18 protein-coding genes are annotated in these 20,930 nt (G+C 72.0%); 13 read left to right on the top strand and 5 right to left on the bottom strand.

The genetic code is table 11. The features are described from left to right. Nucleotides 1-126: 126 nt before the first annotated feature. Nucleotides 127-633, bottom strand: a complete 507-nt coding sequence (locus ACIBAE_RS25615) for a GNAT family N-acetyltransferase (protein ID WP_399289725.1) — start codon at nucleotides 631-633, stop codon at nucleotides 127-129. Between the two features lie 297 nt (nucleotides 634-930). Between ACIBAE_RS25615 and ACIBAE_RS25610 the strand changes: the two genes are divergently transcribed. From ACIBAE_RS25610 to ACIBAE_RS25600, 3 genes are all read left to right on the top strand, one after another. Next, the gene (locus ACIBAE_RS25610; protein WP_399289723.1) at nucleotides 931-3,042 is read left to right on the top strand and encodes a discoidin domain-containing protein; all 2,112 of its coding nucleotides are present in this window, start codon (nucleotides 931-933) and stop codon (nucleotides 3,040-3,042) included. Nucleotides 3,043-3,198: 156 nt separating this feature from the next. Further along, a complete protein-coding gene (locus tag ACIBAE_RS25605) occupies nucleotides 3,199-4,767 on the top strand; it encodes a beta-1,3-glucanase family protein (RefSeq protein ID WP_399289721.1) in 1,569 nt (522 codons plus the stop codon). A gap of 183 nt (nucleotides 4,768-4,950) precedes the next feature. Continuing rightward, on the top strand, nucleotides 4,951-5,697 hold the full coding sequence (locus ACIBAE_RS25600) for a DUF4118 domain-containing protein (protein ID WP_399289719.1): 747 nt from the start codon (nucleotides 4,951-4,953) through the stop codon (nucleotides 5,695-5,697). Nucleotides 5,698-5,754: 57 nt separating this feature from the next. On the opposite strand, the gene ACIBAE_RS25595 is transcribed toward ACIBAE_RS25600, so the two are convergent. Beyond that, entirely contained in the window at nucleotides 5,755-7,137 is a 1,383-nt protein-coding gene (locus ACIBAE_RS25595) for a DUF2252 domain-containing protein (RefSeq protein ID WP_399289717.1), read from the bottom strand. A 299-nt stretch (nucleotides 7,138-7,436) separates the two neighbouring features. Here ACIBAE_RS25595 and ACIBAE_RS25590 point away from each other — a divergent pair, with 299 nt between their 5' ends. The 3 genes from ACIBAE_RS25590 to ACIBAE_RS25580 all read left to right on the top strand — a co-directional run bounded on the left by ACIBAE_RS25590 (nucleotide 7,437) and on the right by ACIBAE_RS25580 (nucleotide 9,761). Further along, nucleotides 7,437-8,072: a TetR/AcrR family transcriptional regulator gene (locus ACIBAE_RS25590; protein WP_399289715.1), complete on the top strand. Its 636-nt coding sequence runs from the start codon at nucleotides 7,437-7,439 to the stop codon at nucleotides 8,070-8,072. 4 nt (nucleotides 8,073-8,076) lie between these two features. After that, nucleotides 8,077-8,319, top strand: coding sequence for a hypothetical protein (locus ACIBAE_RS25585; RefSeq protein WP_399289713.1), 243 nt, complete (start codon nucleotides 8,077-8,079; stop codon nucleotides 8,317-8,319). A 197-nt stretch (nucleotides 8,320-8,516) separates the two neighbouring features. Next, complete coding sequence (locus ACIBAE_RS25580) at nucleotides 8,517-9,761, top strand: methyltransferase (RefSeq protein ID WP_399289711.1); 1,245 nt, start codon at nucleotides 8,517-8,519, stop codon at nucleotides 9,759-9,761. 69 nt (nucleotides 9,762-9,830) lie between these two features. On the opposite strand, the gene ACIBAE_RS25575 is transcribed toward ACIBAE_RS25580, so the two are convergent. After that, complete coding sequence (locus ACIBAE_RS25575; protein WP_399289709.1) at nucleotides 9,831-10,250, bottom strand: molybdopterin-binding protein; 420 nt, start codon at nucleotides 10,248-10,250, stop codon at nucleotides 9,831-9,833. Nucleotides 10,251-10,414: 164 nt separating this feature from the next. Here ACIBAE_RS25575 and ACIBAE_RS25570 point away from each other — a divergent pair, with 164 nt between their 5' ends. The 6 genes from ACIBAE_RS25570 (at nucleotide 10,415) to ACIBAE_RS25545 (ending at nucleotide 17,542) form a co-directional block, all read left to right on the top strand. Continuing rightward, on the top strand, nucleotides 10,415-10,810 hold the full coding sequence (locus tag ACIBAE_RS25570) for a molybdopterin-binding protein (RefSeq protein WP_399289707.1): 396 nt from the start codon (nucleotides 10,415-10,417) through the stop codon (nucleotides 10,808-10,810). Nucleotides 10,811-10,909: 99 nt separating this feature from the next. Further along, nucleotides 10,910-11,719, top strand: coding sequence for a molybdate ABC transporter substrate-binding protein (gene modA, locus ACIBAE_RS25565; RefSeq protein WP_399289705.1), 810 nt, complete (start codon nucleotides 10,910-10,912; stop codon nucleotides 11,717-11,719). Between the two features lie 92 nt (nucleotides 11,720-11,811). After that, entirely contained in the window at nucleotides 11,812-13,773 is a 1,962-nt protein-coding gene (locus tag ACIBAE_RS25560) for an ABC transporter permease (RefSeq protein ID WP_399289703.1), read from the top strand. A 142-nt stretch (nucleotides 13,774-13,915) separates the two neighbouring features. Further along, nucleotides 13,916-15,844, top strand: a complete 1,929-nt coding sequence (locus ACIBAE_RS25555; RefSeq protein ID WP_399289844.1) for an NAD-binding protein — start codon at nucleotides 13,916-13,918, stop codon at nucleotides 15,842-15,844. A gap of 166 nt (nucleotides 15,845-16,010) precedes the next feature. Continuing rightward, nucleotides 16,011-16,211: a hypothetical protein gene (locus ACIBAE_RS25550; RefSeq protein WP_399289701.1), complete on the top strand. Its 201-nt coding sequence runs from the start codon at nucleotides 16,011-16,013 to the stop codon at nucleotides 16,209-16,211. A 284-nt stretch (nucleotides 16,212-16,495) separates the two neighbouring features. After that, the gene (locus ACIBAE_RS25545) at nucleotides 16,496-17,542 is read left to right on the top strand and encodes a phosphatidylinositol-specific phospholipase C domain-containing protein (protein ID WP_399289699.1); all 1,047 of its coding nucleotides are present in this window, start codon (nucleotides 16,496-16,498) and stop codon (nucleotides 17,540-17,542) included. A 157-nt stretch (nucleotides 17,543-17,699) separates the two neighbouring features. Here ACIBAE_RS25545 and ACIBAE_RS25540 read toward each other — a convergent pair whose 3' ends face one another. Beyond that, nucleotides 17,700-19,253, bottom strand: coding sequence for an ATP-dependent DNA ligase (locus tag ACIBAE_RS25540; protein ID WP_399289697.1), 1,554 nt, complete (start codon nucleotides 19,251-19,253; stop codon nucleotides 17,700-17,702). A 184-nt stretch (nucleotides 19,254-19,437) separates the two neighbouring features. Next, complete coding sequence (locus ACIBAE_RS25535) at nucleotides 19,438-19,938, bottom strand: MarR family winged helix-turn-helix transcriptional regulator (protein ID WP_399289695.1); 501 nt, start codon at nucleotides 19,936-19,938, stop codon at nucleotides 19,438-19,440. Between the two features lie 206 nt (nucleotides 19,939-20,144). On the opposite strand from ACIBAE_RS25535, the gene ACIBAE_RS25530 reads away from it, so the two are divergent. After that, the gene (locus tag ACIBAE_RS25530) at nucleotides 20,145-20,726 is read left to right on the top strand and encodes a MarR family winged helix-turn-helix transcriptional regulator (protein ID WP_399289693.1); all 582 of its coding nucleotides are present in this window, start codon (nucleotides 20,145-20,147) and stop codon (nucleotides 20,724-20,726) included. Nucleotides 20,727-20,930 lie beyond the last annotated feature (204 nt).

Below are 20,930 nucleotides of genomic sequence, written 5' to 3'. Positions count from 1 at the left end.
CCGTCCGGTCTGTCGGGTCAGTCGGGTCTGTCGGGTCAGTCGGGTCCGCCGGCCGGTGGCCGTGGCGTCGGCCGGTCGGGCGTCCGGTCCGTCAGGTCGGTCACCCGGTCCGTGCCGGCCCGTCGGTCACCCGGTCCCCTCGTCGGTCCAGGCGATCCGGTAGTACTTCAGCTCCTCGTCCTCGGCGAAGAGCCGCATACCGGCCGCCGTCATGACGCGCTGGGACGCGGTGTTCTCCCGATCGGCATCCCCCTCCACGCGCGCGATGCCGCTCTCCCGCGCGAACTCCAGCAGCCCGCGCAGGGCCTCGGAGGCGTATCCCCGGCCCCGCGCCGAGGGGATCAGGCCGTATCCGATGCTCACGCGCAGATCCTCGTCCGGGGCTCCGTGGAAGCCGAGGCCGCCCACGGCCCGGCCGTCCTCGCGGAGCCGGATCTCGTACGCGCCGAAGGGCCGGGGGTCACCGGTGATCGCGCAGGTCGTCACGTACCGCCTGGCCCCCACCATGTCCCCCTCGGCGGGGTACCCGGGCGCCCACCGGTCTCCGTCCTCCGGTTCACCCGCCGCCACCCGCTCGGCCTCCACGGCACTCAGTGGATGAAGCACCAGCCGCTCTGTCACAAGGTCGTCCATGACGGCAGACGTATCACGTGGCCGGGGGCCCTCACCGGCGTTTCGCCGACTCCGCAGGTCCGCCCCTCGGGGCGCGCGGGCGGGGCAGGCGGGGCGAGAAGTGGCCGGACGTCAACACCTGAATCAATAACGAATGCTTGTTCCGGAACGCGTTCAACTTCTTGACGCCTCGGCAACAACGCCGTAATCATCGCTTCATCCAGAGAGCGCTCTCTCAGGATTGGCGACCACCCAGGAGACGCCATGAGAAGCAGTCACTTCCTCTTAGCCCTACGGCACAGACAAGCCCTCGTTCTCGTGACCGTCACGGCGGTCCTCGCTGCTCTGGCGCTGACCTTCACCGGTACCACCCCCGCCCGGGCCGCGGGAACCCTGCTGTCGCAGGGCAGGACGGCCACGGCGTCCTCCACGGAGAACGTCGGCACCCCCGCCTCCGCGGCGGTCGACGGCAACGCCGGGACCCGCTGGTCCAGTGCCGCCGCCGACCCGCAGTGGCTCCAGGTCGACCTCGGCGCGACCGCGTCCCTCACCCAGGTCGCCCTCAACTGGGAGACGGCGTACGCCAAGGCGTTCCAGATCCAGACGTCCACCGACGGCACCAACTGGACGAGCGTCTACTCCACCACCACAGGCCCCGGCGGCAACCAGACACTGACCGTCACCGGCTCCGGCCGCTATGTGCGGGTGTACACCACCCAGCGCGCCACCCAGTACGGTGTCTCGCTCTGGGAATTCCAGGTCTACGGCAACTCCGGCGCCACCGGCGGCGGTTGCAGCCAGACCAACGCGGCGCTCAACCAGCCCGCCACCGCGTCCTCCACGGAGAACGCCGGCAGCCCGGCCTCGGCCGCCGTCGACGGCAACGCCGGGACCCGCTGGTCCAGTGCCGCCGCCGACCCGCAGTGGCTCCAGGTCGACCTCGGCTCCACGCAGTCCGTCTGCGGAGTCCAGCTCAGCTGGGAAGCGGCCTACGCCAAGGCGTACCAGATCCAGACGTCCACCGACGGCACCAACTGGACGAGCGTCTACTCCACCACCACGGGCCCCGGCGCCACGGAGGTGATCACGCTCACCGGCTCGGGCCGCTACGTGCGGATGTACGGCACCCAGCGTGCCACCGCATTCGGCTACTCCCTCTGGGAGTTCCAGGTCTTCACCACCGGTGGCGGCACCACCCCGCCGCCCGCGGGCGGTTCGGCCCTGCTCTCGTACAACAAGCCCGCCACCGCATCCACCTACCAGGACAGTGCGAACTGCTCGGGCTGCACCCCGGCCAAGGCGTTCGACAACGACCCCGCCACCCGCTGGGCGACCAGTGACACCAACGGCTGGGTGGACCCGGGCTGGATCCGTGTGGACCTGGGCGCGACCGCGCAGATCGACAAGGTCGTCCTCCAGTGGGACCCGGCGTACGCGACCGCGTACCAGATCCAGACCTCGCCGGACGGGAACAACTGGACGAGCGTCTACTCCACCACCACCGGCAAGGGGTTCAAGGAGACGCTGAACGTGACCGGCTCCGGCCGCTACGTCCGGATGTACGGCACGGCCCGCGTCAGCACGTACGGCTACTCGCTGTGGGGCTTCGACGTGTACGGCACCGGCGGCAGCCCGACCGCGCCGCCGCCCCCGCCGCCGAACCCGGGCAACCCCGAACACCTCGTGTGGAGCGACGAGTTCAACGGCGCGGCCGGCACCACCCCGGATCCGGCCAAGTGGACGGCGGAGACGGGCCCCGGCGTCAACAACGAGCTGGAGTACTACACCAACAACAAGAACGCCACGATGGACGGCACCGGCAACCTCAACATCGAACTCCGCAAGGAGGCCACGGCCGGCTCCGCCTGTCCGCGCGACCCGCTGAGCGGCAGCACCACGTGCCAGTACACCTCGGGCCGGCTCAACACCGCGGACCACTTCAACTTCACCTACGGGCACGTCGAGGCACGGATCAAGGTGTCCGGCACCCAGGGACTGTGGCCCGCGTTCTGGCTGCTCGGCTCGAACTTCAAGACCGGCACCCCATGGCCCAACAGCGGTGAGATCGACATCATGGAGCACGTCGGCAAGGCGGCGGACACCGTCTACTCGACCCTGCACGCGCCGGCCTACAACGGCGGCAACGGCTACGGCGCTCCCTACACCGTCGCCGGCACCGACTTCGCCAGTGCCTTCCACACGTACGCGGTGGACTGGGACTCCAGCCACATGACCTTCACGGTCGACGGCAACGCCTTCTTCACGGTGAACCGTTCCACGCTGGAGCAGACGCGCGGTCCCTGGGTGTACGACCACCCGTTCTTCATCATCCTGAACAACGCGATCGGCGGCGACTTCCCGGGCAGTCCGGACGCCTCGACCACGTTCCCGCAGAAGATGCTGGTCGACTACGTGCGCGTTTCCCAGTAGCCGGCAGCTGACAGCCGGGTGCCGGCGCCGTCAAGAAGTGAACGCGACCGCAGCTCCACAGGGGGCTGACCTCGCGATCACCCGACGGCGCCGCACCCGGCCCGCGCCGGGCCCGAGCCGACCCCGCCGCCCGGCGGGTCGAGAGGAAGGAAATCCGTGCCCAGCAGAAGAAGCGTTCTCGGGTGGGCCGCCGCGCTCGCGGCAGCCCCTGTCCTGGACCTCGGCGCGAGCGGCGGCGCCTCCGCCGCCTCGTCGCTGCCGATCACCGTCGTCAACAACACCGGTACGTACGGCAACGCCGCGATCTGGATGTACGTCGTCGGCACGAACACGGCGGGCCAGCAGTGCTACGTACGCGCCGACGGCGCCCAGGTGCCCGCCGCGCCCGGACTCAACGGACCCGACGGCTACGCCGACCTGTCCATCCCGTTCAGCGCGTCGGGGAACTCCCTGGTCAACCTGCCGTACATGTCGGGACGGATCTACTTCTCGATCAACGCGAAGCTGAAGTTCCGGGTGGTCACCGACGGCAACGGCAACTCCGCCTTCCAGTACCCGGCCGCCTGGGTCACCACCGACCCCAGCTATCAGGTCCTGCACGACTGCATGGAGTTCACGTACAACTCCTCGGGCATGTACTGCAACATCACCATGGTGGACATGTTCAGCGTCCCGATGGCGATCAACCTGGTCGGGAACGCCGACCAGACCACCGGCACCATCAAGCCCGGCGGCCGGGACGCGATCTTCTCCGCCCTCCGGGCGCAGCCCGACTTCTCCTCCCTCGTCAGCGCGAACGGCCTGCGGGTGCTCGCGCCGGGCCACGGCATCGAGGGCGGCCTCTTCCCGGCCACGTACTTCGACCCGTACATCAGCCAGGTCTGGGACACCTACACCAACCGCGACCTGAACGTGCGGATCAACGCCACCACGTACACCGGACGGGTCTCCGGCGGGGTGCTGCGCTTCACCGGCGGGGTCGCGCCGATCCCCAAGCCGAAGACGCTGGACGTCTTCTACTGCAACGGCGCCCTCGGCGCGCCCAACGACGGGCTCACCGGGCCGGTCGCCGCGCAGCTCGGCGCCGCGTTCAACCGTTCCACGCTGCGCGACTACGCCAGTCAGCCGGTCAGTGACCCGTCGCTGTACTACCGGCAGACGATCAGCAACCACTACTCCCGGGTCATCCACGAGAACTCCGTGAACGGCAAAGCGTACGGATTCCCGTTCGACGACGTCGGCGACCAGGCGTCCTACATCCAGGACAACGCGCCGCGCGCCATGACGCTGACCCTGACACCGTTCGGCGGGGGGACGGGCACCCCGCCGCCGGCGGGCGGCCTGCTCTCCACCGGCCGCCCGGCCACCGCCTCCACCGCCGAGAGCGCCGCCTTCCCGGCGTCCGCCGCGGTGGACGGCGACGCGGGGACCCGCTGGTCGAGCGGCTTCACCGATCCGCAGTGGCTCCAGGTCGACCTCGGCGCCGTCCGCTCCGTCAACCGGGTGAGGCTCACCTGGGAGGCGGCGTACGGCAGGGCGTACCAGATCCAGACATCGGTCAACGGCAGCGCCTGGTCCACCGCCTACTCCACCGGCGGGGGCGACGGCGGCACGGACGACCTCACCTTCGCCGCCGTCGGGGCGCGCTATGTGCGGTTCTACGGGACGCAGCGGGCGACGCCGTACGGCTACTCACTCTGGGAGATGGAGGTGTACGGCTCCTGAGCCGCCGCTGAGCCGCCGCTGACCCGGCGCACCGCCGGCCCGGCGCCGCTCCTGCGCCGCTCCGACAAGACGGTGTCAAGGCCACCGGCGCTCCCGCCCGTACGGGGGCGCCGGGTGGACCATGGAGATGAGGGTGCTCAGAGGTACCGGGAGGTACCGGCTTACGGGACGGAGAGGTGGACCATGAGATACGCGCTTCGTGATCGCATCGCACTGGGGGTGGCCCTGGCCGCGCCGCTCGCGGTGGCCCTGATCCTGGTGCCGTTCCGTACCGGACTGGCGAGCACCAATCTCGCGCTGATCCTCGTCGTGGTCGTCGTGGCGGTCTCCGCCCTGGGCAGCCGTCTCGCCGGTGCGGTCGCCGCGCTGTCGTCGGCCGTCTGGTTCGACTTCTTCCTCACGCGACCCTTCGAGCGGTTCTCCATCACCGACTCGAACGACCTCACGACGGCCGTGCTGCTCCTCGCGGTGGGTCTCGCCGTATCCCAGCTGGCCGCGCGCGCCCGGAGACTCAAGGTCATCACCGTGACCGACGCCGGACTCCTCGCCCGCGTGCACGACACCGCGCGGCTGGCCCAGTCCGCCGGATCGGCCGACGCCGTCGTCGGCCTCGTCAAGGGCCAGCTCACCGAGATACTGCGGCTGCGCGACTGCCGCTTCGAGTACGGCACTCTCCTCGGCCACCCGGCACGGCTGGAGCAGGACGGCACGGTCGTCGTGGACCGCGAGCCGTGGGATGTCGGACGGCGCGGCTGGCCGGACGGCGAGATCGAACTGCGCGCCGCCGGGAACGGCCACTACCGGGGGCGCTTCATGTTCCGCCCCGAGCCGGGCACCGTCCCCTCCCGTCAGGCCCGCCTGGTCGCCGTGACCCTCGCCGACGATGTCGGTACGGCACTCGACACGGCGGGGCCGGCTCCGCACAAGTGACCCGTTCCGCTCGTCGCGTCCTCCGCGCGTCCCTCTCGTGCTCGTGCCCTCCGCGCGTCACAGCCTCCTGACGGGGCCCGGCCCCTCGGTCGGGATCCGGCCCGCCGCGACGGCGGCGGCGAGCGCCGCGTGGTCGGCCGCGTTCCGGTCCGCGTAGCGGACGGCGAAATCGGCCAAGGCGCGGTCGAAGGTGTCGGAACCCCCGAGGTAGTGGGCGATCGCCACCCGGTCGCCGGACCGGGCGTGCGCGCGGGCCAGGGCCGTACCGCACAGCTCCGCGTAGTCGTGGAGCAGGGACGGCGACAGGTCCTCGACCGCCGTGGGCTCCCGCAGGTCCCGCAGCCGGCGCCAGTAGAAGTGGCGGCCCTCGGGACCGGTGACCCAGCCGAGGAAGATGTCGGCCGCCGCCTGCAGCAGCCGTTGCCCCGCCACCACCCGGTGGCCCTGGTGGGCGTACGCGCTCTGCCGCAGCTGCGGTTCCAGCACCGACCGCTCGGCCTCCTTGATCTGGAGGAGCAGCGGATCGTCGTTGCGGCCCTCCAGCAGCACGAGATAGCAGCGGACGCCGATACCGCCGACCCCCACGACCATGCGGGCCCCCTCGACGAAGCGGAAACGGTCGAGGAGAATGCGGCGCTCCTCGGGGAGCGTGGACCGGTAGCCGATGAAGATCCTGCGCAGCGTGGCCGTGTCCAGCCGGTTGAGCGGTTCCAGCAGCGGCGGGTCGGGGGCGATCCTGCGCTGCCCGCCCGGCGCGTCGGTGTCGGTGAGGCGCTCCAGGGGCAGCAGGCTGGTCCGCCGGCCGGACGGCGGACCGTCCGGACCGTCCGGTCCGTCCGCCCCGGCAGGCTCCGGAGGCTCGGGGCGCCTCCTCCGTACGACAGGGAGGATCTCCGCCGTGTCGATCTGCTCGTACCAGACGTCGAGCTCACCGAGACCGGCCAGCCGGTGCATGGACTCCCGGTACGCCTTGGCCGCGCCGTGCACGGCCCGCCGGGCACGGTCCTCGGACTGGCCGTTGTCGCGGGCGGCGATCACGATGCTCGCCGCGAGGCGCTTGACGTCCCATTCGAACGGTCCCGGCAGGGTCTCGTCGAAGTCGTGGAGATCGAAGGTCAGCGTGCGCCCGGGCGCGGCGAAGACCCCGAAGTTCAGCAGATGCGCGTCCCCGCACAGCTGGACCGTGAGGCCCGTGCGGGGCTGCGTGGCCAGATCGGCGGCCATCACGGCGGCCGCGCCGCGCAGAAAGGCGAACGGGGAGGCGGCCATCCGTTCGTAGCGCAGGTGCAGCAGCTCAGGGGCGCGGGTGGCGGCCTGCCGCGCGAGCACGGTGAGCGGATCGAGACGGTCCGCCGCCGGTATCCACAGTCCGTGTGACGACCGGGACGCCTGCTTGCGCGCGGCCCGGCCGTGCTCCGCTCGTTCCGCGGGAGTGGTCATGCTGCCTCTCTCGCTCCGATGGTCGGTGCCGGGTCACAGCTGTTCCGCACAGCTTTCCGCCCCGGCGGACGGGATGCCCGGTGTGACAGCCATTCGAGTGACGGCGCAGCAGCAGCAACAACAACGGCATCGCACCATCGCGACACCGAAACGTCGAAAGCCCCCAGGGGTTGTGCCCCGTGGTGAAAGGGGCGCATTCGTGGAACAGCCTGTGCGGCCCCGCTGTGCGTGGCATGCTCGGTAAGCGCCCTTACCCGGCGCCAACCCCCCCTGATCACAAGGCATTTCAAGGAGACCGGATGGATCCGTCCTCGGCCCCCCCAGGACCGGCCCGCAGGGCGCGGCGCCGTGAGCGGATACTCGCGACCGCGACCACGCTGATCGACAGCCGCGGTTTCGCCGGGACATCCATCGAACGGATCTGCGCCGCCGCCCACGTGTCGAATCGCGCTTTCTACGAGGAATTCGAGGGCCGGGAGGCCCTGCTGATCGCGCTGCACAATGACGTCGCCCGTGACGGAATGGAAGCCACCCTGGCGGTTCTCGGCGACCCGGCGATGGAATCCGCCGGGACCCGCGACAGGATCACGGCCCTGGTCCGCGCCTACGTCGAAGCCGTCACCGCCGACCCCGTGGCCACCCGGATCGCCTCCGTCGAGGTCATCGAGGCGGGCCGCACCGTGGAGGACCACCGGCTGCTGTGGCGCAGCCTGTGGACCGACTTCTTCACCGCGGAGGCGGACCGCGCCGTGCGGCGCGGGGAGGCCGTCGCGCGCGACTACACCCTCGCCACGGTCGCCCTGATCGGAGCCATCAACGAACTTCTGGCGCACTGGGCCCGCAACAGCGCCTCGCTCTCCCGGGAACTGCTGGCCCGGGAACTGATCCACCACATCCTCGCCACCCTCGGCATCCCCACGGACGAAGGGAAGTGACGCGATGGCCGGACTCTGGCACCAGGTCCTGCGCACCATGAGCCAGCCCGGAACGTCCCCCGACGACGATCTGCTGGCACGAGCCGCCGCGGACATCGCCCTGCGCGACCACCCCCATCCGCCGCCCGACGCCGATGTCGTCCTGGAGATCGCCCGCGCCGAATTCGCCGCGTTCCTCACCGTCGGCCAGGCCCGGGCGGCCCTCGACCGCGCCCGCCGGGCGGCCCGGGACAGCCCGGCGCCTTAGGCCTTGTCCAGGCCCCGTCCTCCCGTCCGTGGCACGCTCCGAGAGCCGGTCCGAGAGCCGGTCCGAGAGCCGGTCCGAGAGCCGGTCCGAGAGCCGGTCCGGGGCTGTGTCCGAGCCGTACGGAAGACCGCCGCGCCGCCCTGGCCAGGGGCCTCGCGGCGGGCGCACCCCGCCGGGCCGGTTAGCCTGACTCCACGATGAACCGTTTGACGACACCATGGGGCGAGATCGGCCTCACCCGATTCCCCGAGCATCCCCGCGAGACGCTGCGCGCCTGGGACACCGCCGACGAATATCTGCTGCGGCACCTCGCGGGAGCCGACACGGAGCCGGTCGACCTGTCGGGCACCGTGGTCGTCGTGGGGGACCGGTGGGGCGCCCTGACCACGGCGCTCGCCGCCCGCCGGCTCGAACAACCCGGCTCGGGGCCCCTCGTCCAGATCACCGATTCGTACCTCACCCAGCAGGCGACCCGCGCCAATCTGCGCCGGGCCGTCGCGGAGGCGGGCGCTGAACCGGAGGCGGGCGCTGAACCGGACGCGGGCGCTGACCCGAACCCGGGCGCGGACGCGGAGCCCGTACGGCTGCTCTCTGCCAGGGACACCCCGCCGGAGCGGATCGATGTCCTGCTGATCCGCGTGCCCAAGAGCCTCGCGCTCCTGGAGGACCAGCTGCACCGCCTCGCTCCCGCCGTCCACCCGGGGACCGTCGTCGTCGCCACGGGGCGGGTCACCGAGATCCACACCTCGACGCTGAAGCTGTTCGAACAGCTTCTCGGCCCGACCAGGACCTCGCTCGCGGAGAAGAAGGCGCGGCTCATCTTCTGCGAGCCCACCCCCAGCCGTGTACGGACGCCCAGCCCGTGGCCGCACAGCTACGCGCTGCCGGACGGGATCGGAGCCGTATCGGGCCGCACCGTCGTCAACCACGCGGGGATCTTCTGCGCGGAGCGGCTCGACATCGGCACGCGGTTCCTTCTGCGTCATCTGCCGCACCGCAAGGGGCCCGAGCACGTGGTCGACCTCGGCTGCGGCAACGGCGTGGTGGGTACGGCCGCGGCGCTGGACAACCCGGAGGCCCGGGTGACCTTCATCGACGAGTCGTTCTCGGCGGTGGCGTCGGCCGAGGCCACCTTCCGTGAGAACACCGACGGAGCGAGCGCGGCGGAGTTCGTCCTCGGCGACGGCCTCTCGGGCGTGGCGGCGGGGACCGTCGACCTGGTGCTGAACAATCCGCCGTTCCATACCCACCAGGCGACGACCGACGCGACGTCCTGGCGCATGTTCACCGGGTCGCGGGCGGCGCTGCGGCCCGGCGGCGAACTGTGGGTGATCGGCAACCGGCACCTCGGCTACCACACCAAGCTCAAGCGGCTCTTCGGCAACTGCGAGGTCGTCACGAGCGACCCGAAATTCGTCATCCTGCGGGCCGTCAAGCGCTGACACGGCGGGCGGGAGCGCGTCGCCGGGGCGGTCGCACGTCCGCCGGGGCGTTCCTGTGCCGCCGGGCCTTCACACGGTGGCCAGGGAGATCTCCGTCGACTTGATGAGCGCGGTGACGGGGGAGCCGGTGGCCAGAGCGAGGTCCGCCACGGCTTCGCCGGTGATCGCGGCCGTCAGCTCGCCGCCGTCCACGGCGACTTTCACAGCGGCCATGGCGCCGCCGGTCGTGACGCCGGTGACCGTGCCGGGAAGGCGATTGCGGATACTCAGGCCCGTCACCTGACCGGTCGTCAGTGAGACGTCGGTCGACTTGACCAGAGCGCGCACCGCCATGCCCTGAGCGATGCTCAGCTCCTCGACCGCCTCCAGGGTGATGGCGGCGGTGATCTCCTGCCCGCCGTCCAGCCGTACCTTCACGGTGGCCAGGACCGCCCCGGGGGTGACACCGGTGACGGTGCCGGGGAGCTGGTTCCGGATGCTCAAGCTCATGAAGAACGCCTCACCAGGGTGAAATGAAGGAATTTCGACCGATTCGCCAGTCGGACTTTAGTCACATGGCGAGGGAGGGTGCTCCTGCGGGCAAGCTCTCATGTGCTGCGGAGAAGGTGTCTGTTCCTTGTAAATGCCAGCGAATTCGGCCTATTGTGGCGCACATGCAGTCCTACACGATCGGTCAGGCGGCCCGGCTGCTCGGGGTGAGTCCCGACACCGCACGCCGCTGGGCCGATGCCGGCCGCGTCGCGACCCACCGCGATGACGGCGGCCGCCGTCTCATCGACGGCCGCGACCTCGCCGCCTTCTCCGTCGAGGTCGCGCAGAGCGCCACCGGCGAGGACGACGTCGCGTACACCTCGGCCCGTAACGCGTTCCCGGGCATCGTCACCGCCGTCAAGCTCGGCGACGTCGCGGCTCAGGTGGAGATCCAGGCGGGACCGCACCGGCTGGTCTCGCTGCTGACCCGGGAAGCCGTCGAGGAGTTGGGGCTGGAGGTCGGGATGCGGGCCACCGCCCGCGTGAAGTCCACCAGCGTGCACATCGACCGCACCTGACGGCCCTGTTCGTCGTCCCGCGGTTCTCCGAGCCCGGCGCTCCCCGTCACCTTCCGTTCGCGCGCCCACCCGGGCCGCACTGCCAAGGAGTCCACCCAGATGTCTTTCGCCTTCAACCGGCGCCGCGCCGCGGCCGCGATAGTGACCGCCGCACTGCTCGTGCCGCTGGCCGCCTGCGGCGGCAAGGACGACAGCGAGAAGGACACCGGCGCCCCGGCCGCCGGGACGACGAGCAGTGCCCCCCGGGCGAACCTGACCGTGCTGGCGGCCTCCTCGCTGACCGACGTGTTCAAGACGGCGGGCGCCGCCTACGAGAAGTCCCACCCGGGCACGAAGGTCACGTTCTCCTTCGCCGGTTCGCAGGAGCTGGCCGCGCAGGTCGAGCAGGGCGCCCCGGCCGACGCCCTGGTCACCGCCGACACCAAGACCATGGACGGTCTGAAGGCCGACGCCGGCACCCCCACCGTCATTGCCAGGAACCGGCTGGTGATCGCCACCGGCGAAGGAAACCCGGACAAGATCGAGAACCTCAAGGACCTCGCCGACCCGAAGCTGAAGGTCGTCCTGGCCGCGCCCGAGGTGCCGGTCGGCCGGTACAGCAGGCAGATCCTCGACGCCCAGAAGATCGAGGTGAAGCCGGTCTCGGAGGAGCCGAACGTCCGCGCCGTCCTGAGCAAGGTCGAGCTCGGCGAGGCCGACGCGGGCATCGTCTACAAGACCGACGCCGAGAGCGCGCCCGACAAGGTCGACGCCGTCGAGATCCCCGACGCGCAGAACGCGATCGCCCAGTACCCGGCCGCCACCCTCAAGGCCTCCAAGAACGCGGACGCCGCCAGTGCCTTCGTCGCCTGGCTCAGCGGCCCCGAGGCGCAGCGGATCCTGCGGGCCGCCGGCTTCCAGAAGCCGTAACCCGCTGAGCGGTGCCAGGGGGCTGCCCGGATCGGGGTACCGGGCAGCCCCCTGACACCGGCCACCGCGATTCCCGACCCCAGGAACCTCCGATGAGACGCTTCCGCACCCGCAGCCCCGGCGTTCCCGTCGCCCTGGCGCTGCCCGCCCTGCTCGCCATCGCGTTTCTGCTGCTGCCCCTGATCGGTATCCTCGCCCGGACCTCCTGGAGCGAGCTCGGCGCACACCTGACCAGCCCCGACACCGTCGAGGCCCTGCGGCTCTCGCTCCTCGTCTCGTTCTGGGCGCTCGGGCTCTCCCTGCTCCTCGGGGTGCCGCTGGCCTGGCTGCTGGCCCGGGTGCCCTTCCCCGGCAAGACGCTGGTGCGGGCGCTGGTCCTGCTCCCGATGGTGCTGCCGCCCACGGTCGGCGGGGTGGCACTGCTCCTCGGCTTCGGCCGCAGAGGGCTCCTCGGCCCCTGGCTGGAGAACACCTTCGGCATCACGCTGCCGTTCCACACCTCGGGCGCCGTGGCCGCGGCCACCTTCGTCGCCATGCCGTTCCTCATCATCAGCCTCGAAGGCACCCTCGCCGGCCTGCGGCCCGTCTACGAGGAGACCGCCGCGTCGCTGGGCGCCTCACCGCTCCGGGTGTTCCTCACCGTCACCCTCCCCATGGTCGCGCCGGGGCTGGCCGCCGGCGCCGCGCTGACCTGGGCGCGGGCGCTCGGCGAGTTCGGTGCCACGATCACCTTCGCCGGCAATCTCCCCGGCACCACCCAGACCCTTCCCCTCCAGGTCTACCTGTTGCTCCAGGAGTCACCGGAGGCCGCGACCTCCGTCTCCCTGCTCCTGCTGGTCATCGCCATGGCCGTACTGATCGCCCTGCGCGGCCGCTGGACCGGCGCCGCGGCCGGGAGCGCCGACCGCCCGTCCCGGCGCGGCCCGCTGCCCGACGCGGGTACGGAGGGGCCCCCGGCCGCCGGCCGAGCCGTGACCCACGCCCCCGCCGCCCCCGCCGAAGCGGCCGTACCGGAGGAGCGCCGGCGGCTGCACGCCGACGTCACCGGCTTCAACCGGCTCACCCTGGACGCGGAAGGGGGCACCACCATCGCCGTCGTCGGCCCCAACGGCGCCGGCAAGACCACCCTCCTGCGCGCACTCCTCGGCCTCACCCCGCGCGCCCACGCCGAACTCCGCCTCGGCGACCGGGACGTCACCTCCCTGCCGCCACACCGCCGGGGCGTCGCCTGGGTCCCGCAGAACGGCGCGCTCTTCCCGCACCTCAGCGCCCTCGCCAACACCGCGTACGGACTGCGCGCCCACGGCGTCCGCCGCGCCGAGGCCCGCCGCACCGCCCAGCAGTGGCTCGACCGGCTCGGCGTCGGCCACCTCGCCCGGCGCAAACCCCATCAGGTCTCCGGAGGCCAGGCGCAGCGCGTCGCCCTGGCCCGCGCGCTCGCGGCCCGCCCCCGGCTGCTGCTCCTGGACGAACCGCTGGCCGCCCTCGACCAGACCACCCGCGCGCAGGTACGGCACACGCTGCGCGGCCATCTCGACGGCTTCGGCGGCGTCTGTCTGATCGTCACCCACGACCCCGTCGAGGCGCTCTCGCTCGCCGACCGGATCCTCGTACTCGACGACGGCCGGGTCCTCCAGGACGCCTCGCCCGCCGAGGTGACCCGCAACCCGCGCTCCCCGTGGGTGGCCCGGATGCTCGGCCGCAACGCCTGGCCCGGCACCTTCGGCCCCGACGCGCTCGCCCTGACCGCCGGCGGCCGGCTGATCGTGGCGGACCCGCTGCCCGAGGGCACGGCGGCCCTGGCGGTCATCGCCCCGGAAGCGGTCTCCGTCCACCGGGTCCGGCCCGGCGGGGGCCCCCGCAACGTCTGGCCGGGAACGGTCCGGGAGATCACCGCTCTCGGCAGCCGGCTGCGCGTACTGATCACCTCGGACGAAGCGCCCGACCTGGTCGCCGAGATCACGCCCGAGGCCGCCGCCGAACTCGGCCTGGCCGACGGCGGGTCGGTCTGGACCAGTGTCAAGGCCACCGCGGTGACCCTCGTCGCCCTCTGAGGCGGGGCAGGACAATCGCTCTTTTCCCACGCTGTCCTGACATCGGTTCAGCCCCGCTGTACCGTGTCGGCCCGTACGTCGGCACACTGATGCCGTGTCCTCACTTCCTCACCGAATACCACACGGTCCTCCGGCCGGTCACATGGTCGTCTGCGGCGACGACACGCTGGCCCACCGGCTCGCGGGCGAGCTGCGCGAGGTCTACGGCGAACGGGTCACGCTGGTCGTCCCGCCCGTACGCGCCTCCCACCTGCCGCCCGCCCCGGTCGACGGCCGGGGAAGGACCTCGTCGTTCATCGGACGGGTGTCGGCCGTCGTGGCCCGTACGGCCGCGATCCCACCGGGTCCCGCCGGTGAAGGAGCCGGCGGAGCGGACGGCCCGCGCCTTCTGGAGACACCGGAACTCGACGAGGACGTGCTCGTGGACGCCGGGGTGCGGGAGGCCGCCGCGCTCGCCCTCGTCCATGACGACGACGACATCAATATCCGGGCCGCTCTCGCCGCCCGCCGGCTCAACCCCCAACTCCGCCTCGTCATCAGGCTCTACAACCGCAAGCTCGGCCAGCATCTGGAGGAACTCCTCGACCAGGCCGCGGCCGTCGCCGTCCCCGGGCTCGACGCGGCGGCCCTGGACGCCTCCACGACCGTCCTCTCCGACGCCGACACGGCGGCCCCCGCGCTGGCCGCCACCGCCGTCGCCGGGACCCGCAAGGTGATCAGAGCGGACGGACTCATGCTGCGCGCCGTGGAGCGTAACCCACCGGGCCCCGGCGAGGTCGCCGACCCGGGACTGTGCACCCTCGCCCTGCTCTCGGCCACCACCAACGACCCGGCCGGCGAGGAGGGTTCGGACGACAGCGGGCAGGACGGCCCGCGCCTGCTGCCCGACGACGCGAGCGCGGCCGCCGCCACCGGACGCGGCACGGTGGTGCTGGAGGCGGTGTCCCACGCCGGACCCGATCTGCCGCCCGGACGGCTCGCGGGCCGTGGCGCCCCGCTCTCCTCGCTGTTCTCCCGGCGGCTGCGGTGGTCCTTCGCGGGGATCGTCCTCGCGGTCCTCGCCCTGGCCGTCGCCTCCGCGCTGATCACCGGGGCCCGCCCGCTGCACGCCACCTACCTCACGCTGCTCGACCTCTTCGGCATCAACGACCCGGCGGTCGACGACACCACCGAGCGGCAGATCCTCCAGCTCCTCGCGGGCACCACGGGGCTTCTGCTGCTGCCCGTGGTGCTCGCGGCCGTCCTGGAGGCCCTCGGGACCTTCCGTACGGCCTCGGCGCTGCGCCGGCCACCGCGCGGTCTCTCCGGCCACGTCGTGCTGCTCGGACTCGGCAAGATCGGCAGCCGGGTCCTGGTGCGCCTGCGGGAACTGGGCATCCCCGTGGTGTGCGTCGAGGAGGACCCCGACGCGCGGGGTATCGCGCTCGCCCGCAGCCTGCGCGTGCCGACGGTCATCGGCGACGTGACCCAGGAAGGCGTCCTGGAGGCGGCCAAGATCGAACGGGCACACGCCCTGCTCGCCCTGACCAGCGTCGACACCACCAACCTCGAAGCCGCGCTGTACGCCCGCTCCATCGCCCCGGATCTGCGGGTGGCGCTACGGGTGTACGACGACGGCTTCGCGACCGCCGTCTACCGCACCCTGCGCGCCGCCCACCCGGGGGCCCTCACCCGCAGCCGCAGTGTCTCGACGCTCGCCGCGCCGGCCTTCGCCATCGCCATGATGGGACGTCAGATACTCGGGGCCATCCCGGTGGAGCGCAAGGTGCTGCTGGTCGCCGCCATCGACGTGGCGGGCCATCCCCGGCTCGAAGGACGCACGATCGCGGAGGTGTTCCGTCCCGGCGCCTGGCGGATCATCGCGCTGGACACCGCGGCCCCGGGGGACCGGGTGCCCGATCTGGCGGACACCCGGCTGGACCGCGAGGGGCCGCGTCCGGCGGGGCTCGTCTGGGACCTGCACCCCGGCTATGTGCTCCACCCACGGGACCGGGTGGTCCTGGCGGCCACCCGCCGGGGCCTGGCGGAGCTCCTCGGCCGGCGGTCCGCCTCCCGCGTCCGCCGGAGTTAGGTTCTCTTCCGGGGCGGACGAAGGGCCCTGGACGCTGTCCGGCGGGCTGTCGGCGCGGGCTGTCGGCGCGGTCGGCGGCGTGGTCGGCGGCGTGGTCCGGGCGCAGCGGATGCGGCCCGGGTGGGTCGGCACGAGAATGGCGGCACCGGATGAACGAGGAGGCGGCATGAACGCACAGTCCGACGCGCGGCCGGAGTCCGAGGGCGTGACCCCGGACCGGCTGCTGCACACCGGTGCGGCCGAGGAGGTGACGGCCGAGGACCTCGCGCTGGCCTCCGGCCGCGATCTCACCCCGGAGAACCTCGCCTGGGCCAGGCGACGGCTGGCCGAGCGGGGCCGCGCGGCCATCGAGGAGCAGCTGCCGTAACGCGCCGTCACCTCCCTGGGCGGTGACGGCGATCGGGACCCGGGCGTGCCCCGCCGCAACTGAGCGGCGGGGCACGCTTGTTGCCGCCCCGGCGCTCTGGTGACGGGTCGCCCCTCCTCGCCGGCCGGTCACCACGGGGGCGGCCTCCTGATGGCCGTCTGCCGGTCGCTTCGCTGATCAATCACGTAAGCTCGCGGTCTCCCGCACGTCACCGAACTCCCCTACGCTCCTGCTCGGTTCTGGTTGACATGACCAAAACACCCGCAGCAGGAGGCATCAGGAACATGGCAAAGCTCCTTCGCAACACGATGGTGGCCGGCGCCGCCGCGGTTCTCGCCCTCGTCACCACGTCGGCCCAGGCCGTCGACACGAATCAGCTGCCGTACTCCTCGACCACCGGGGTCGGTGTCCACAACTCGTACGACAAGGCCGCCTTCACGTACTTCGCGGACGCCCTGGACTCCGGCGCCGGAATGCTCGAACTCGACGTGTGGACCAACGTGTTCGGTTCCTCCTGGCGCGTCTCGCACGACAACCCGCTCGGCAACAACAACAACTGCGCGAACGCCACCAGCGTCAGCCAGCTCCGTACCAACGCGCAGAACCGCGACCTGGCCGGCTGCCTGACCGACATCAGAACGTGGCACGACGCCAACCCGGGCCACCGGCCGATCGTCCTCAAGGTCGAGATGAAGGACGGCTTCCTGCAGTCGTCCGGCCGCGGCCCGGCCGCGTTCGACGCCCTGCTCACCAGCAAGCTCGGCAACGCGCTCTTCCGCCCGGCGGACCTGGTCGGCAGCCGCGCCAACCTCGACGAGGCGTCGCAGGCCGGTGCCTGGCCCTCCCGCGCGCAGATGGCCGGCAAGTTCATCGTCGAGCTCATCCCGGGCACGGTCGAGGAGCAGAACCCGCTCGACTCCCTGTGGACCGACAAGGAGTACGCCACCTACCTGCGTGACCTCAAGGCGGCCGGCCGGCTGGGCGAGGCCTCGGCCTTCCCCGCCGTCCACAACGTCGCGGCGGGCGACCCGCGCACCCGCTACACGGACGCGTCCATCCGCCCCTGGTTCGTCTTCTTCGACGGTGACGCCTCCGCCTGGGTCGCGAACGGCATCGACACCGCCTGGTACGACCAGCGTCACTACTTCACGCTGATGACCGACGCCCAGAACGTGGCGCCCGCCATCGACGGCACCAACCCGACCGAGCAGCAGGCCCGCGACCGGCTCAACCTGCTGGCCCAGCGCAACGCCAGCCTGATCTCGGCCGACTGGCGTTCGCTGCCCTCGGTGCTCTCGGCCGTCGTCCCGCGCGGCACCGCCGGAAACTGACCGGCCGGGTGCGGGGCCGGCGTCGCGCCGGCCCTGCACCTGACGGGCTACGGGTTGCCGGCTACGGACTGTCGGCTACCGGCTACCGGCTACCGGCTACCGGCTACCGGCTACCGGCTACGCGACCGTACCGCCCGCGCCCCGCCGCCCGGACTCCTCAGCTCCGCCGTTCCGGGTCCTGGCCGTGGGCCGCCAGGACCGTATCGACCGTGTCCGCCTGCCCCGCCGCCTTGTCCTCGCGGTAGCGGACGACCCGCGCGAAGCGCAGCGTCACACCCGCCGGGTAGCGGGATGACCGCTGGAGCCCGTCGTAGGCGATCTCGACCACCAATTCGGGCCGTACGGTCATGGTGAAGCCGTCGTCATGGACCGCCAGCTCCCGCAGGCGTTCCGTCTGCCACTCCAGCAGCGCGTCCGTCAGTCCCTTGAACGTCTTGCCGAGCATCACGAACGAGCCGTCGTCGCGCCGTGCGCCCAGATGCAGATTCGAGAGACGGCCGGTGCGCCGTCCATGTCCCCACTCGGCGGCCAGCACCACCAGGTCCAGGGTGTGCACCGGCTTCACCTTCAGCCAGCCGGCGCCGCGCCGGCCCGCGCTGTACGGGGCGTCGAGATCCTTGATCACCACCCCTTCGTGCCCCCGCTCCAGGGTGTCCCGCAGGAACTCCTCGGCGGCCAGCCCGTCCTCGCCGCTCCCGCCGGGGACGATGATCCGCCGCACCCGCATCGGCTCCGGTACGAGCCGCGCCAGTGCCTCCTGCCGCTGCGCGAGCGGCAGGTCGAGCAGATCCTCGTCGTCTGCCGTGAGGATGTCGAAGAAGACGGGGGAGAGCGGCACCGCCGCCGCGGCGGAACCGACGTCCGTACGTGAGCCGACCCGGCCCGCGACCTCCTGGAACGGCCGGGGCCTGCCCGCCTCGTCCAGCGCGATGACCTCCCCGTCCAGGACGAAACAGTCGCCGTCCAGCGCCCGCGCGACCGCCGTCACCTCAGGCAGCCGGTCGGTGATGTCGTCGAGGGTGCGGGTGAAGACCCGTACCGTGTCACCGTCCCGGTGCACCTGCACCCGGATGCCGTCCAGCTTCTCCTCCACGGCGCATCCGTCGAGCCGCCCGACCGCCTCCGCGACGCTCCCGGAGCTCTGCGCGAGCATCGGCAGTACGGGACGGCCCACCGTCAGCAGGAACTCCTCCAGGACCGCCGGACCGTCGGCCAGCAGCCGCTCGGCGACATCCTGCAGCGAGCCGGCCAGCATCACGGCCCGCCGGACGGCGCCGGCGTGCGCGCCCGAGGTCTCCGCCAGCGCCTCCACGGCCACGGCGTCCAGCGCCCCCTGGCGCACCTCGCCCGAGATCAGTCCGACGAGGAAGTGCTGCTCCTCCTCGGTGGCGGCGCCCAGCAGCTCCTGGACCAGCCGTCTGCGCTCGCCCTGGGCGCCGGGGCCTCCGACGGCCGCGAGGGCGGTGAAGGTGTCATCGACCGCGTGGACGGTCAGCCGGGCCCGGCCGGCCGCGTGCGGCGGATCCTTGAGGGCGTTCCAGCCGATCCCGATCCGGCCCTGGGGCAGCCGCCCGGCCAGGTAGGGGATGACGACGGGTACGTCCTCGGGAGCGGCCGTACGGAAGAGTCCGGCCAGCAGGGAGACCTTCCGGGAACGCGCCGATGTCTCGGCGACCTCCCGGGAGACACGGGCGAGCGGTGCCAGCAGCATGTTGCCATCGTGCATCGCCGGGCGCGGATTCGCCCGTCCGGCGGAGGGGAACCCGGTCCCGGACGGTCCCGGACGGCGCGTGCGCGGTGGCCGGGCGGCGCGTGTACGGGTGCCCGGATGGTCCGTGTGCGGGTGCTCTGGCGGGCGGACAGGAACTCCGGGCGGGCCGTGCCGGAATCCCGCCTCAGGGGCGCCGAGCGGCCTCGGCGGCGGCCTCCGGCGCGCAGGCCTCCCGGGAGGACGACGCCCTCATGATCTGCCCCAGTTGCCGCAAGGACTCGATCCCTGTCGCGTCCAGCTCGCCCAGCAGGAGCCGCTGGACGCGCAGGGTATGCGCGGGCGCGGCCCTCTCCACCGTCGCGAGACCGGCCGGGGTGATCACCGCGTAGCGCAGCCGCCGGTCGGTGCTGTCGTTCTCGACCGTGACCAGGCCGTTCGTGCGCAGCGACACGACGGCGTGGCTGAGGCGTTCGCCGGGGCTCTGGGTCCGGTGGGCCAGGCTTGTCATGGTCAGCCGATGGCCGGGAGCCTCGGCGAGAGCGGCCAGGACCACGTACGAGTTGTACCCCATTCCCAGATCTCGGCGGAGCCCCTTGTCCAGCTCGCGGGTCATCAGCCGGACCCCGGATATGAAGGCGGTCCAGGCGGCACAGGTGTCCTGCGGTGTGCTGGGTCGGTCGGACATGAGTGCCTCCAGGGCCGTGGCTGTCACCAGGGGGACGTAGCTGCTTCCGTACCGTGCAACGGGCCCGTGCCGGATCCTGTTCTTGATCATTGACCGTGCAACGATCCGCGGAGGTCGGGCCGGACGCGGGGAAATCCGGGTAATGGGGGAATAAGTAATAGGATTTGTGGGTCTGTCTCGGTGCAGCACCAGCGATAAGAGGACCTATGAGTGAGTTCGCAGTGGAACGCGCGCGCCAGATCTTCGGAGCCAGGGCCCCGGCGCCCCAGGCCCGCCCCGCCGCCCCGGCGCGCCGGCCCGGCCCGCCGCCGGTCCCGCCCGCGTCACCCGTTCCGCCCGTGGGCATATCGGACGACGCGGCCGAGACCGGGGAGTTCATCGGCGCCCTGAACGCCATGTACGCGCGCCTGCGCCGGTTCGACGAGTGGCTGCGCAGCGAACATCAGCTCAACCTCACCGAGCTGCATGTCCTCTCCGTGGTCCCCACCACGCCCCAGCCGGTCGGCCGTGGCTCCGCCTCCCGGCTCGCCGAGGAAGTGGAACTCTCGCCCAGCGGCCTGACCCGCCTGGTCGACCGCCTCGTCGACCGGGGGCTGTTGAGCAGGGCGTGCGACTCCTGGGACAAGCGCGTCACGCAGCTGGTTCTCACGGACAAGGGAAGGGGCGTGCGGGACGCCGTCCTCCCGCTGGCCGCCGAACAGATCCGCGGCACCTGCGGCGGGCACCGTGCGCTCCTCGGCAGGCTCCAGCGCATCGCGGACGGCGCGGGCGCGGGCATCGACAGGTAATGTCCGGCTCGATGGTTGCGTGCTCAAGCAACCCGAAGAATCCGCACCCTCCCGGCCTTGAACCAGATGCGCGGCGACGACGTCACGCTTCACCACTCAGCCGGGAGCATTCGATGACCAGCCCCAAGAACCTGCTCGACCCGAACGAAGCCGTGATCGTGTTCATCGACCACCAGCCGATGACGCTCTTCGGTGTGCACTCCC

The sequence above is a fragment of the Streptomyces sp. NPDC051569 genome (assembly GCF_044454085.1).
In the GTDB taxonomy this organism is placed as follows: domain Bacteria; phylum Actinomycetota; class Actinomycetes; order Streptomycetales; family Streptomycetaceae; genus Streptomyces.
This window is presented reverse-complemented; position numbering and strand designations above follow the sequence as displayed.